The organism is Prevotella sp. 20925_1_30 (assembly GCF_041433025.1).
In the GTDB taxonomy this organism is placed as follows: Bacteria; Bacteroidota; Bacteroidia; order Bacteroidales; family Bacteroidaceae; genus Prevotella; species Prevotella vespertina.
Map to the genome: position 1 here is coordinate 81,772 of NZ_JAPWAR010000007.1, position 14,018 is coordinate 95,789.

Sequence of the window (14,018 nt, forward strand, 5' to 3'; positions counted from 1 at the left end):
ATGGATACAATAAAGCAGAAGACATTAAAAGGGAGTTTCTCGCTCTTTGGCAAGGGACTTCACACTGGTTTGAGTCTTACCGTGACGTTTAATCCAGCTCCAGAGAATACTGGTTATAAGATACAACGTATAGACCTTGAAGGGCAGCCAATCATCGATGCCGTTGCAGAGAATGTAGTGGATACACAGCGCGGAACGGTCTTGGCAAAGGGTGAAGCACGTGTAAGTACCATAGAGCATGGTATGTCTGCCCTATATGCAATGGGCATTGACAACTGCTTGATACAGATAAACGGACCAGAGTTCCCTATCCTCGATGGTTCTGCAACGATGTATGTTAATAAGATCAAGGAGGTGGGCATTGTGGATCAAGCAGCCCCGAAGGACTATTACATCATACGTAAAAAGATAGAGATAAAGGAGGCGAACGGGTCAGTAATTACTATCTTGCCAGACGACGAGTTCTCTATTACTGCCATGTGTAACTTTGATTCAAAGTTTATCAGCAGTCAGTTCGCTACGTTGGACGACTTTGGTACATACGCAGAGGAGATTGCGCCAGCTCGAACCTTCGTCTTCGTGCGTGACATTATGCCGTTATTACAAGCGAACCTCATTAAGGGTGGCGACTTGGATAACGCTATTGTTATCTATGAACAGCAGGTTTCTCAAGAGAAACTAGACCAACTGGCAGACCTCTTGAAAGTGCCTCGCATGGATGCAAATAACATTGGTTATATCCAACATAAGCCTTTGCAGTGGGATAATGAATGTACCCGTCATAAGCTCCTAGATATCATCGGAGACATGGCACTCATAGGTAAACCTATCAAGGGACGCATTATTGCAACTCGACCAGGGCACACTGTGAATAATAAGTTTGCGCGTTTAATGCGTAAAGAGATACGTAAGCACGAGGTGCAAGCACCGATTTACGATCCTAATGAAGAGCCTCTCATGGATAACAACCGCATACGTGAGTTGTTGCCACATAGGTACCCCATGCAGTTGGTAGACAAGGTTATCTCCATGGGTGCAAATAGTGTAGTTGGTGTGAAGAATGTCACTAGTAACGAGCCATTCTTTCAAGGTCATTTCCCTCAAGAGCCCGTTATGCCAGGTGTACTTCAGGTAGAGGCAATGGCGCAATGTGGCGGTCTCTTGGTATTATCTCAGCTTGAGGAGCCAGAGAGATGGTCAACTTACTTCTTGAAGATAGACGATGTTAAGTTCCGTCAAAAGGTCGTTCCAGGTGACACCCTCTTGTTCCGTGTGGAGCTATTAGGTCCTGTTCGCCATGGAATTAGCTCAATGAAAGGCTATGTATTTGTCGGTGTCAACGTTGTCACTGAGGCAACGTTTACGGCACAGATAGTGAAGAATAAGTAAGGAGGAGTTTAGGAACTCCTCCCCAAAACATAATGATATGAACCAAATAAGCCCACTTGCCTTTGTTCATCCAGAGGCACAACTAGGTGACAATAACATTATCGGTCCGTTCTGTTACATCGACAAGAACACCGTAATCGGTAGTAATAATGTGTTCCAAAATGGCGTTACCATTCATACTGGAGCACGAATAGGTAATGGCAACGAGATATTCCCTGGGGCTAGTCTCTCTACAAAACCTCAGGACTTAAAGTTCCGTGGTGAGGAGACAGAATGCGTCCTTGGAGATAACAACTCCATACGTGAGAACGTTACAATCTCACGTGGTACTGCATCCAAAGGGAGGACTGTTGTGGGGAGTAATAACCTCCTTATGGAGAGTATGCACATAGCACACGATTGTGAAATTGGGTCTGGTGTCATCATCGGAAACTCGACTAAGTTCGCTGGAGAAGTGGTCGTTGAAGACTATGCCATCATATCTGCTAACATCCTTTGTCACCAATTCTGTCGCATTGGTGGATATGTTATGATACAAGGAGGAAGCCGTTTCTCAATGGATATCCCACCTTATATTATAGTAGGCAAAGAGCCTGCTCGCTATATGGGAGTTAACCTCGTCGGATTGCGCAGACGTGGTTTTACAAACGAACAGATAGAACTCATCCATAACACGTATCGCCTACTTTATGGTACAGGAACGCGTGCTGAGAATATAGCTCGTATAAAGAGTGAACTGCAGGTGACGCCTGAAGTACAGCGAATCATTGACTTCGCAGAGGCTTCACAACGTGGTTTGATTAGGTAAGAGTTTGAAGGAAAAGACATTAATAGTCGTCACGGGACCAACAGGTGTGGGCAAGACGGAGGCAACCTTACGCCTTGCCGAGCATTTTGGTGTACCTGTTATCAATGCAGACTCACGTCAGATCTTTGCTGAAATACCCATCGGAACAGCTGCACCAACGGCTGCTCAGCAGGCACGAGTACGCCATTACTTTGTTGGAAACCATCACTTAGAGGACTACTATTCGGCAAGTCTGTTTGAAGAGGATGTTTTGAAGATTATTAATGAGGCTTCTTCGAAGGTTTCCTTACTATCGGGTGGGTCAATGATGTACATCGATGCGGTTTGTAAAGGTATTGATGACATTCCGACAATACGCCCAGAAGTACGGCAGGAGATGATGCAACTCCTTGAGAGTGAAGGCTTAGAAAAGATGTGCGAGTTGCTTCATGAATGGGATCCAGAGCACTGGGCTGTAGTCGACAGGAACAATCCTCGACGGGTTATTCATGCCCTTGAAATATGCAAACAGACGGGTAGAACCTATACATCCTTCCGTTCTAATACCATCAAAGAACGCCCTTTTAATATTATCAAAATTGGTTTGAATCGTGATCGTGAGACCCTCTATCAACGTATCAATCAGCGAGTTTTGCAAATGATAGACGATGGTATGATCGAAGAAGCGCAATGCGTCTATCCGAAGAGAATGCTCAATTCGCTTAACACGGTGGGTTATAAGGAACTATTTGAGTATCTTGACGGATTGACAACACTTGATGAAGCGATCTTTAAGATACAAAGTAATACCCGTCGCTACGCCCGCAAACAACTCACATGGTACAAGCGTGATGCGGAAATGACGTGGTTTTCACCTGATAACATTGAAGAAATCTTAAATTATCTATCAACTATCTCCCTGTAAGCAAGTAAATAACTACTTTTGCAGTAATAGGTGAGTTATGTTATAAAACGAAGATTGTAAAGGCAATGATAAAGAGACTTTATTCATTTATTAAAGCTATTTTCCAAGGGATAGTACACTTCTTTCCTTGGTACATAAAGCTCTATAAGGGTCGTGCATGGTACACAAAAGCAGCACTGGGGATCACTTCCTTCATCGTTGCCATATTCCTTTATCTAGGCATGGTAGACACTAACTTCCTGTGGCTCTTTGGTAGATCGCCTGGCTTTATAGAGATTAAAACACCTCCAACGTACGCTGCTTCGGAGATATATAGTGCTGACTCCGTACTTATTGGACGCTTTTATAAAGAAAACCGTACGCCTATCAAGTATGGAGAAGTCAATCCCGCCTTCTGGAACGCACTGATTAGTACAGAGGACGAACGCTTCTATAGCCATCATGGAATCGACTTCATGGGTATCGGTGGAGCGATTAAAGACGCTGTTACTCGTGGTGATGGACGTGGTGCATCGACGATTACTCAGCAGCTAGCAAAGAATATGTTCCGTGTGAGAACACAGTATTCTACAGGCTTACTGGGGCACGTTCCAGGACTTCGTATGCTTATTATGAAGAGTAAGGAGTGGATTATTGCTGTGAAATTAGAGCTCATCTATTCCAAAAAAGATATATTGACAATGTATGCCAATACCGTCGATTTCGGTAACAACTCATATGGTGTCAAGACCGCAGCAAAGACCTATTTCAATACCACACCAGCGAAGATGTCGGTTGATCAAGCAGCCACCCTCGTGGGTATGTTGAAGGCTACTACCTATTACAACCCCATCACGCACCCTCAAAACTCTATCCGTCGACGCAACACAGTATTATATAATATGGTGACACACCATGTATTACCTCAATCAGAGTACACCGCTTATTCGAAGCGTCCTCTACACCTTGATGTACACATGGAAGAGAACTATGACGGTCAAGCGCAGTACTTCCGTCAATATGTTGCAGACGAGTTTAAGGAGTGGATGAAAGACCATGGTTATGACTTGTATAGTAGTGGTCTCAAGATCTACACCACGATTGACACCCGCATGCAGAAGTATGCCGAACAGGCTGTATCGAAGCAGATGGAGCGTGTGCAAGACAACTTTAACAACCATTGGAGGGGTCAGAACCCATGGAGGGACGCAAGTGGAAAGGAGATACCAGGCTTTATCGAGGGTATAGCTCAGCGCCAACCTTTCTATAAGAAACTTGTTCAAAAGTATCCCAACCAGCCTGATAGCGTTCTTTATTATCTAAATAAACCACACAAGGTAAAGCTCTTTGATTATGCAAAAGGCACCATTGAGAAAGAGATGTCATCGATGGACTCCATCCGTTACATGGTACAGTTTATGCACTGTGCGATGGTCGCCATGGAACCTCAAAGTGGTGCAGTAAGGGCATGGGTAGGCGATATCAACTTCGATACATGGAAGTATGATAAGGTCATAGCAGAGCGTCAACCGGGTTCAACCTTCAAGCTTTTTGTATACACCGAAGCCATGCGACAGGGTATGACGCCATGCACTCGTCGACGTGACGAATACATCAGTATGCAGGTTCTCGATAAGAAGACTGGACAGATGAAGACGTGGACTCCGCATAATGCTAATGGGCGTTTTTCTAACGACTCCATACCTTTGATGACCGCATTCGCTCGAAGTATTAACTCCGTTGCAGTGCGTGTTGGACAGGAAGTCACTATACCAAGTATCATTGAGACAGCGCAGAAGATGGGCATAAAGAGCCCGTTAGATAACGAGCCATCATTGGCTCTTGGATCAAGTGATGTCAACTTACTTGAGATGGTGGATGCCTACTCTACGATAGCAAACTATGGTGAGCATATTGATCCTGTGGTCGTTACTCGAATCGTAGATATGAATGGTAACGAAGTTTATACAGCCCCTCAAAACCACGAGAGAGCCGTTGATACGAAGTCTGCCTTCCTAATGCAACAGATGCTCAAAGCCGGTGTCAATCAAGGAGGAGGTACCAGTCAGTCCCTGAGACAGTATGTTCCTAGCGATACAGACTGGGGTGGAAAGACAGGTACAACCAATAACCACTCCGATGCATGGTTTATGGCTGTTAGTCCGAATCTAGTAGTTGGTGCATGGGTAGGAGGCGAATATCGCTCCATACACTTCCGTACTGGCGCCCTCGGACAAGGCTCAAAGACAGCCTTACCAGTGGTGGGTGAGTTCCTTCATAGCCTGATGTACGACCGCAACTATAGGCGTTATCATGCCAAGTGGGAGGTAGATGAGGATGATGATATCGACCCAACAATGTATAATTGTCAGCCAGCTCCTGTCCAGCGACAGCTCCCTGACTCTCTAAATGGGCTAAACGCAGGTCACAGACGTTATCATGGTGATAACGAGGAGGGCATTCCTTCTGATGAAAACGATGCTGAAGGCATACCTTCAGAACCTATCCAACCAGCGGAACCAGTAAGCAGACACCAGTCTGAGAATGGCTCTGAAGGGGGCGGAAACAGCCATGAGAGCAAGTCAGAGAAGAAGAAGGAAAAGAAGATAAAGGCTGCTAAAGACCCAACGGTAAGTAATATTGAATGGGACTAAGCAGCGTTAATCAGCATCATGAAAGCTGCTATTAATAACGCAATAGATCTACAGAATCCAGAGCTACAAAAGGCTTTGCAGATTATACAGTTTACACATAATTCCCTGTTCCTGACCGGTAAGGCAGGTACGGGGAAGTCTACTTTCTTGCGTTATATATCGTCTACTACAAAGAAAAAACACGTTATTCTCGCCCCGACCGGTATAGCTGCCATCAATGCAGGAGGCAGCACTTTGCATAGCTTCTTCAAGTTACCTTTCCATCCATTAGTGCCTGATGACAGTCGATACACGCCTCGCCACCTGCGCGGGACAATGCGTTATAACGGCGACAAATGCAAACTCTTACGTGAAGTGGAGCTTATCATCATCGACGAGATAAGCATGGTTCGCGCCGACATCATTGATTTCATTGATAAAGTATTGCGTGTTTACAATCGCAATATGCGTGAGCCTTTCGGTGGAAAGCAGCTCCTTTTGGTTGGAGACATCTATCAGTTAGAGCCAGTAGTCAAGGAGGATGACCGCAGACTATTGCAACCTTATTATGCAAGTAACTATTTCTTCGATGCTAAGGTATTCCAGGATTACCCCTTGGTCAGCATTGAGTTGAATAAAGTTTATCGTCAGAACGATTCCACCTTCATCTCTATTCTCGACCACATACGCACCAATCAAGTCACTGACACCGACTTTAAAATGATTAACGAACGTGTGGGTGCATCCTTAGAACCACAGGATAAGGACAAAGAAAACTTCACCATCACCCTATCAACGAAGCGAGATACGGTCGACTGGATTAACAATGAGGGACTAGACAGGCTCGAGGGCGACCCCGTGATGTTCCTTGGTGAGATCAAGGGAGAGTTCCCTGAGAGTAGTCTACCTACCCCCATGGAGCTGAATCTCAAGGTGGGTGCACACGTAATGTTCATTAAGAACGATATAGAAAAGCAGTGGGTCAATGGCACACTGGGCATTATCATCGGTATAGATGAGGAGGAGGGAATGCTCTATGTACGCACGGAAGAGGGTCACGACCTGCAAGTTCAGCGTGAAATGTGGGCTAACGTGCGTTACACCTTCAATGAGACTGAAAAGAAGATAGAGGAAGAACAGATAGGAACTTACATCCAATTCCCATTGAAACTAGCGTGGGCTATCACCGTACATAAGAGTCAAGGACTAACGTTCAAGAACGTCAATATCGATTTCTCTGGTGGTGTATTCGCAGGGGGGCAGGCGTATGTTGCACTCTCCCGATGCACCAGTTTGGAAGGAATTAGCCTCAAAGACCCACTGAGACAGAATGAGGTTTTCGTCCGAGCAGAGGTCACGCAGTTTGCACGTCATTATAATGATCGCAATATGATAGCCACAGCCTTGAAGCAAAGTAAGGCTGATAAGGAATATTACGATGCTGTGCAAGCGTTCGACGAGGGCGATTATGACAGTTTTCTAAACAATTTCTTCCTTGCCATCCATAGTCGATATGACATTGAGAAACCCGTTGCGAAACGTTATATCCGTCGTAAACTCGAAACAATCAATCAGCTCCGACGAGAGAACGAAGCCTTGCGGCAGCAACAACGAGCGCATGAGGATTTCCTCAAAAAACTCTCTGTTGAATATGTGATGATGGGTAAGGAATGTGAAAAGGAGGGTATGCGTGAGGCTGCCATTGCCAACTATGAGAAGGCAATCAAGCTCTATGAGGATAATCCGATAGCACGAGGACGACTCGAGAAGCTATGCCGTAATACAAAATAAAAAGCCTCCCCAAGCCCCTCCGAAGGAGGGGATGTGTACCCATAAAGCACTGCTTTGATGTAACAAAAAGTCTCCATAAAACCATCGGAAGGAGGGGATGTGTTCCTCCCAAAGTCCTCCTTTGATGTAAAATGTATATTCGATTAGTGCTGTTGGGGCTAGATTCAAGGACTGAAAGGAATGAGAAGGAGTGAAAGAGAGCGAAGGCAATAGCACAGACTGCTGTTAGTTGTACTCTCAAAGACGAATGTCTTAACGCCAGCACCCAGTCTCCTGCCTCTTAAAATAGAATTAAATTACATGGAAAAGAAGAATAATCAATCACGAATCATCAGTTTGATCTTCCTCAGCATATTATTGGCTGTGGGCGTCATTGCGTCTTGTCACCATAAAAACAGCATTGAGGTAGAAGACAATAAAGACACTGTTGCGGCGAAGGACTTTGCCCCTTTGGTTGATAATGGTAAGTTATCAATCGACCTAAAAGGCATTACTTCCGTTGCTTTCCCTAAGTATAAACTATCCAAAGCAACGCCTTTCATCCCCGATTCTGTTAGTGTTGCTGCGGATGAAGAGAGCGTTTCGAGCGGTAATTACTCGGCAACTCTTATGCTCGACACTATCCCTCCGAAAACCTTTTACCAGTCGGTTGAGATGGCAGCACAACACGATACTTGTTGGCAGATTAACAACTTTGCTTTCACTTACGAACGCAAAGATAAGAAGGGAGGAGTGTATAAGGTTAGCTTTAGTAAAGGCGGTCAACAAATCTTTGTCACCCATCTGAATAGTGACATGGTGGGGCTTACGGGTAAAAAGAAGTAGGCTTAATGTAAGTCAAAAAACAGCCTCACCCCCGTCCCCTCTCCGAATGGAGAGGGGCGTGAACACTATTAGTAGGATGAAAGAGGGTGGTTAGTGGAATTAGAGATAATTGTATTTTTGAATTAAAGAAACAGCCTCTGGGTAATACATCCCCTCCTTCGGAGGGGCTTGCGAAGGCTTTTAGTTGAATAAAAATGGGCGTCAGCTTCTGTGGATTCCCATGTTCCTTTAGGAACTCTGTGTCCCTTTTAGGCTCCGTGCCATCCGTGTATTCCGTGTTAAAAATGCCCCAGCAAAGAAGTTATTAATGCCTTTCAACAACAGAACTAATCACAATTTTGAATCGTGAACTTTGCATTTTGAAATAAAGAAAGGCTTTTAGTAGAATTAAGGAAACGCCTTTCTCCAATTGAGAAAGGCGTTTCTTCCTATCGAAGAGAGGCTTTCCTTCCATCGAAGAAACGCCCCCTTTATTTGCAAACAGCTGTATTCACGCCCCTCTCCAATAGGAGAGGGGACGGGGGTGAGGCGTTACTTCTTCTTCAAATCAAGCACTAGCTTGCCCACAAAGATAGCGTGCTTGCCATTCTGATCATCACCAACTAACTTGCCGTCGAGGTCTTTTACGTACTCAAGTTTCGTTAGGTACGTGTGAGAATGCCCTCCCAACACAAGGTCAAGACCACGAGTTCCAGCGATAACTTCCTCATCGCTGACCCCTTCAATGTCCCATCCGAGGTGCGAGATACAAATGATTAAGTCGCACTTCTTGCCTTTCAACTCGTTAATAACCTTCTGTGCGCACGCAACAGGGTCGTTATAAACGATCTTACCATAGTTAGCTTTCACCACAAGACCATCCAACTTAGGAGCAAGACCGAACACTCCTATCTTCAAGCCGTTGCGTTTCAAGATGACATAAGGCTTTACCAAGCCCTGAAGTGGCGTACCCGTGAAGTCGTAATTGGCACATACAATAGGGAACTTAGCCATCTTAAAGAGGCGAACCATATTGTCCATACCAAAGTCGAACTCATGGTTTCCTATCGTAGCAGCGTCATAGTGCATCCGATTCATTAGACCCACTTCAACGTCACCTTTGAACATTGTATAATAAGGAGAGCCTTGCGAGAAGTCGCCACTATCGAAGAGTAGCAAGTCAGGTTGCTTCTTTCTCTCTTCTTTAATCATAGCCACACGACGCACGAAACCGCCTCGTCCAGCCTTCATAGTGTCTGCGAGGGTTGCACTTAACGGATAAATCTGACTGTGCGCATCGTTTGTATGCAGGATTGTTAACTGCTTTGTCTGTCCGAAAGCGAGGATTGCTATCAAACAGAAACTCATCAATAATATATTTCTTTTCATCTTCTTCAACTCTAGATATGGTTATTCTACACGAATACGACCCTCTTTCTGAGCATTGACAATGCGCCCTTTAGCGGTTTGCTCCTTAAAGAAGTTCATGATAATAAAGCGTGTGTTATTGCTTGTTTCTTGCGGAGATACAACGCTAGTAGCCGACTTGAATGCCTCCATCTTATCGTTTCCTTGTGCCAAATAATCGAGTGTTGCGATACGATAAGACGCCTTCGGGTCAATCTCCTTACCATTGAGAAGAGCCGACTTCAACTTGTGGTCGCGTGTGAAAACAAGCTCTACTCCATGGCTAACAGCCTCTCCACCAGTATAAGCCATCTGACGGAACAACTCTAAAACCTTCTCTCCAGTGAGGGTCACGAAGCATATCTTGTTCTCAAAAGGAGCTATATCAAGGACGTCGCCATAGGTGATTTTACCCTTCGGGAGGGCTGCACGAATGCCACCCATGTTATAAACACCAAAGTCAACACGCTCATTATAATCGCGAGCACCCCACACCATGATGTCAGCCAAGAGGTTGGATAGGTCGCTTTCAGGTCTGTGTGCCACCATCTCATGGTCTGTTTCGCCCACAACAGGTCCCATTAACGAGTCCACCTTGTGCTTGAAAGGTTCCATAAACTTTGCTGCGTCGGCATCAGGAGCAGCGTCATACCTACTATCCACCAGCACACGTGTACGCTGAATACTGGCTAACTCATAGTGAGACGCACAGCCCGTCAACGCTAGCAATGCTGTTAATCCAGATAGATAAACTGTTTTCTTATACATATATAGTGATATTTTATAAATCTCATAAACATTCATCAGCCCAGAGAGCACCTTCTCTTTGATTGGATAACAATGTTTCCTACCTTATATATATAGGTGACATGGCATGCTGATAACATCTAAAAAGATAATGCAAAAGTAAGAAAAAAAATCGAATACACTGCTTGTAGGATGATGAAAGATAGATCTCTACCACATGAAGAGGCGCACGATAACAGCCGTTGCCCCCACCTTTATACCTAGTTTTAGGTATTGCGTGCTTGAAAGATAATTTATACTTTTGCACTCAAACATTAACATTTAACGTATTGTGTTCACATGAAGAAAGAAGCAATTTACCTATCTCTTGCTATGCTCGCAATGGCTACAACGCCTTATAATGCGCATGCACAAGAGATGGAAGACTCAACATTACAACTCAAAGAGGTAACGATTAGTACGACACGTATGCCTGAAGTAAAGCAGAATGCGGCTGCTACTGTTACCATCATAGACCAGAAGCAAATAGCAGAAATGAGTAAGGCGGCACCCGACATCACCCATCTTTTGGGCTTACTCACACCTGGTATGGCACTATCAAGCAATACCACAAGCTCGCGCTCACAATCACTTCGCGGACGAAGTGCCCTCATCTTGATTGATGGAATCCCTCAATCAACTCCTTTACGTTCAACCGATCGTGACATAAGAACCATTGACATCGCTGCTATCGACCATATAGAAGTGGTGAAAGGATCTACTGCCCTCTATGGTAACGGGGCTATTGGTGGATTGATAAACATCATCACGAAGAAGAATACAACTAATAGAGCTATTGCCGGCGCAACGACTCTCTCGGGGTCAACCTACAACTTCTTCCGCCAGAGCAAAGGGCAAGGTTATCGCATCAACCAGCAAATCTATGGCCGTTTGGGTAACTTCGATTACCTCGTAAATGGCGCATTCGGGCGTACAGGTAGTGCCGTTGATGGTGACGGGAAGTTCATTTCTCCACGTTACGGACTCGGTGATACTTATACAACAAACGCACTTGTCAATCTCGGTTACAGCCTATCTCCAAAGAACAGAATCGAATTGATGTATAATTTCTATCGTAGTTTGCAAGACACAAAACTGATTCCTTTCGGTGGAAAGTACCTCCAAAGCCCTTCAATAGGTGTAATTGGTAACAAGGACCCACAGGCAGTTGACGAGGGAACAAGGTACAACCACAATGCGTATCTCAAGTTTACTTCAAAGGACATATTCAAACATACCGACTTAGAAGCATCCGTTTATGGCTCGAGTTTATACACCATCTTCGACTTCCGAAAGGCTAATCCAGCACAACCAAGATGGGAGGGAACAAGCGGACAGTCGGCTGTTAAGGATCGTAAGTTCGGTGTTCGTGCTCAGTTCAACAGCCGTCTTATCTTCTCAGACAATGCCTTTGCACATCTAGCCTACGGTTACGACTACCTCTACAATAAGACTTCTCAACCCTTAGTAGACGGCAGGTATTGGATGCCATGGCTCACCAGTAACAACCATGCACCCTTCCTTCAGATCAAGACAACGCTCTGGCAACACCTTAGCATCAAACTCGGCGGACGTTACGACTACATTAGTGTGAAGGTACCAGACTACGATGTGCTGCGTAATAAGCTCTCTGACCCACAGGTGCAGGTAAAGGGTGGCACGCTAAAGTATAATAACTTATCCTTTAACGTGGGTGTTTCTTATAACAAATACCCTGCTTTTCAACCCTTCGTAGCCTACTCTCAAGGCTTTTCTATCTTCGATTTAGGTCGTACACTACGTGCTGCTAAGGCGGATGTACTCGCTAAGATCTCCACAGAACCAGTAAAGACTAACAACTACGAGATTGGTGCTTACTCTGATATTAACCATTGGTTGCAACTCAATGGCTCGTTCTTCTACACCTATTCTAAGCTAGGAAGTGACCTCAAGATAGACCATGGTTTCTGGGTAGTCAACCGTACTCCACAGAAGGTATATGGCGTTGAGTTGAGTGCAGATGCGCAAATCCTCAGCAACTTAAAGGCAGGTGCTAACCTCTCATGGTTCGAAGGTAAGCTCAAATCAGCTACTGGTAAGTGGGACACATACATGTCGAATATCTCCATTCCAGCCGCTAAGTTGGCAATGTATGTCAACTATGCTCCAGTCAAGAACACCTATCTTCAACTGCAATACATGCACACGGGTAAGCGCGACCGATTCGCTCCTAACGCATCAGGAGTATATAACGAAGGAGAAGGAAAGGTAAGTCGTATCAACTTACTAAACCTCACTGCAGGTGTAAACTTGAAGGTTTGCGACTTGAGTTTGTCGGTAACCAATCTCCTAAACTACACTTATTACACACCAGCATCCATGATGATGGCACGCAATGCAGAGTATGCCCACGCCGATGGACGCAGGTTAACTCTCACCGCAGTGTTTAAGTATTAAGCCACAAAAAGACGACAGGAAGGTCCCCACGTGGTGGGAGATTCCTAAATAATAAAGCAGGGGTAGATGTTCAGCATCTGCCCCTTTCTTATGCACAACACGCCTCGCAAAAAGGCAAAACAGCCTATCGCACATCGTAAACTATAAGCAGGAAAGACGGAATGTAGTATATCTTGCATTCTTTCTTGCCTACTTCTCTTTTGCTTTTCAGCGTATTTCGCATTGCTGATATACGTATCTAATAATATTATCTAAGTGTGATAATTAATTATCTAAGTCCTGATAAAACTTTATCTAAGCGTGATAATACTTTATCTAAGTGTGATAATATAAAAACATACGCATTGCGTGAATACGAAATACGCATCGAAATAATACGCGAAGCGCATAGAAAGAAGACAGAATCACTATCAGAGCGATGTTGATGCAGGTCGCCTATGTGCGAGTGTAGGCTATGCTGCAGTTCATTCATCCGAAGCCTTCCAGAAGCAAATGGCTAAGGCTAAGAAGGAAATAGCCAAGATTCTTGCTACAAAATAAGCTTGATTCTTGCCCTAATAAGCATTAAAAGCATACAAATACTTTGTTGTTTCAACGAAAAGCAGTAACTTTGCACCGCTTTTCGGTGTAACCGCTGGTTGTGGAAGAGTCGCTAACTATGTTACATTGGAACGACAAACAATATTTAATTTATCAATAAGAAATGGATTTAATTAAAGTTGCTGAGGAAGCATTTGCAACCGGCAAGCAGTTCCCAGAGTTCAAGGCTGGTGACACAATCACTGTCGCTTACAAAATTGTCGAGGGTAACAAGCAGCGTATTCAGCTCTATCGTGGTGTAGTAATCAAGGTTTCTGGCCATGGAGAGAAGAAGCGTTTCACTGTTCGTAAGATGTCAGGCACCGTTGGTGTTGAGCGTATTTTCCCAATCGAGTCACCTAATATCGATTCTATCGAGGTGAACAAGCGTGGTAAAGTTCGCCGTGCGAAACTCTATTACCTACGTAATCTTACAGGTAAGGCTGCACGTATCAAGGAGAAGAGAACAGTTGTTGCTTCTACTGAGAAGTAAGCCCTTGGA

The 14,018-nt window shown here is 44.6% G+C and carries 10 protein-coding genes and 1 pseudogene; 9 read left to right on the forward strand and 2 right to left on the reverse strand.

Annotated elements, in window-relative coordinates; all coding sequences use genetic code 11:
• The 6 genes from O3603_RS04765 to O3603_RS04790 all read left to right on the forward strand — a co-directional run bounded on the left by O3603_RS04765 (nt 1) and on the right by O3603_RS04790 (nt 8,329).
• Nucleotides 1–1,389 (forward strand): bifunctional UDP-3-O-[3-hydroxymyristoyl] N-acetylglucosamine deacetylase/3-hydroxyacyl-ACP dehydratase, encoded by a 1,389-nt coding sequence (locus O3603_RS04765; protein WP_314518237.1) that lies wholly within the window; start codon nt 1–3, stop codon nt 1,387–1,389.
• Between the two features lie 37 nt (nt 1,390–1,426).
• The gene (gene lpxA / locus O3603_RS04770; RefSeq protein WP_371521091.1) at nt 1,427–2,197 is read left to right on the forward strand and encodes an acyl-ACP--UDP-N-acetylglucosamine O-acyltransferase; all 771 of its coding nucleotides are present in this window, start codon (nt 1,427–1,429) and stop codon (nt 2,195–2,197) included.
• A gap of 4 nt (nt 2,198–2,201) precedes the next feature.
• On the forward strand, nt 2,202–3,101 hold the full coding sequence (miaA, locus tag O3603_RS04775) for a tRNA (adenosine(37)-N6)-dimethylallyltransferase MiaA (protein ID WP_371521094.1): 900 nt from the start codon (nt 2,202–2,204) through the stop codon (nt 3,099–3,101).
• 65 nt (nt 3,102–3,166) lie between these two features.
• Nucleotides 3,167–5,734: a transglycosylase domain-containing protein gene (locus O3603_RS04780; RefSeq protein WP_371521097.1), complete on the forward strand. Its 2,568-nt coding sequence runs from the start codon at nt 3,167–3,169 to the stop codon at nt 5,732–5,734.
• Between the two features lie 18 nt (nt 5,735–5,752).
• Nucleotides 5,753–7,504: an AAA family ATPase gene (locus O3603_RS04785; RefSeq protein WP_371521100.1), complete on the forward strand. Its 1,752-nt coding sequence runs from the start codon at nt 5,753–5,755 to the stop codon at nt 7,502–7,504.
• Between the two features lie 300 nt (nt 7,505–7,804).
• A complete protein-coding gene (locus tag O3603_RS04790) occupies nt 7,805–8,329 on the forward strand; it encodes a hypothetical protein (RefSeq protein WP_311453689.1) in 525 nt (174 codons plus the stop codon).
• Nucleotides 8,330–8,860: 531 nt separating this feature from the next.
• On the opposite strand, the gene O3603_RS04795 is transcribed toward O3603_RS04790, so the two are convergent.
• Both O3603_RS04795 and O3603_RS04800 read right to left on the reverse strand, forming a co-directional pair.
• Entirely contained in the window at nt 8,861–9,697 is an 837-nt protein-coding gene (locus O3603_RS04795) for a bifunctional UDP-sugar hydrolase/5'-nucleotidase (RefSeq protein WP_036895715.1), read from the reverse strand.
• A 21-nt stretch (nt 9,698–9,718) separates the two neighbouring features.
• Nucleotides 9,719–10,483, reverse strand: a complete 765-nt coding sequence (locus tag O3603_RS04800) for a 5'-nucleotidase C-terminal domain-containing protein (protein ID WP_009435794.1) — start codon at nt 10,481–10,483, stop codon at nt 9,719–9,721.
• 318 nt (nt 10,484–10,801) lie between these two features.
• Between O3603_RS04800 and O3603_RS04805 the strand changes: the two genes are divergently transcribed.
• From O3603_RS04805 to rplS, 3 genes and pseudogenes are all read left to right on the forward strand, one after another.
• Entirely contained in the window at nt 10,802–12,937 is a 2,136-nt protein-coding gene (locus tag O3603_RS04805; RefSeq protein ID WP_371521104.1) for a TonB-dependent receptor, read from the forward strand.
• Nucleotides 12,938–13,342: 405 nt separating this feature from the next.
• A pseudogene (locus O3603_RS04810) lies at nt 13,343–13,477 on the forward strand (phosphatase PAP2 family protein); the annotation flags it as partial.
• 163 nt (nt 13,478–13,640) lie between these two features.
• Nucleotides 13,641–14,009 (forward strand): 50S ribosomal protein L19, encoded by a 369-nt coding sequence (gene rplS / locus O3603_RS04815; RefSeq protein WP_009435837.1) that lies wholly within the window; start codon nt 13,641–13,643, stop codon nt 14,007–14,009.
• Nucleotides 14,010–14,018 lie beyond the last annotated feature (9 nt).

What these genes read in the sequence shown, in the direction of transcription:
- lpxA (WP_371521091.1), top strand. Translation starts at nt 1,427, where the DNA reads ATGAACCAAATAAGCCCACTTGCCTTTGTTCATCCAGAGGCACAACTA.
- O3603_RS04790 (WP_311453689.1), top strand. Translation starts at nt 7,805, where the DNA reads ATGGAAAAGAAGAATAATCAATCACGAATCATCAGTTTGATCTTCCTC.
- rplS (WP_009435837.1), top strand. Translation starts at nt 13,641, where the DNA reads ATGGATTTAATTAAAGTTGCTGAGGAAGCATTTGCAACCGGCAAGCAG.
- O3603_RS04795 (WP_036895715.1), bottom strand. Translation starts at nt 9,697, where the DNA reads ATGAAAAGAAATATATTATTGATGAGTTTCTGTTTGATAGCAATCCTC.
- O3603_RS04805 (WP_371521104.1), top strand. Translation starts at nt 10,802, where the DNA reads ATGAAGAAAGAAGCAATTTACCTATCTCTTGCTATGCTCGCAATGGCT.
- O3603_RS04800 (WP_009435794.1), bottom strand. Translation starts at nt 10,483, where the DNA reads ATGTATAAGAAAACAGTTTATCTATCTGGATTAACAGCATTGCTAGCG.
- O3603_RS04780 (WP_371521097.1), top strand. Translation starts at nt 3,167, where the DNA reads ATGATAAAGAGACTTTATTCATTTATTAAAGCTATTTTCCAAGGGATA.
- O3603_RS04765 (WP_314518237.1), top strand. Translation starts at nt 1, where the DNA reads ATGGATACAATAAAGCAGAAGACATTAAAAGGGAGTTTCTCGCTCTTT.
- O3603_RS04785 (WP_371521100.1), top strand. Translation starts at nt 5,753, where the DNA reads ATGAAAGCTGCTATTAATAACGCAATAGATCTACAGAATCCAGAGCTA.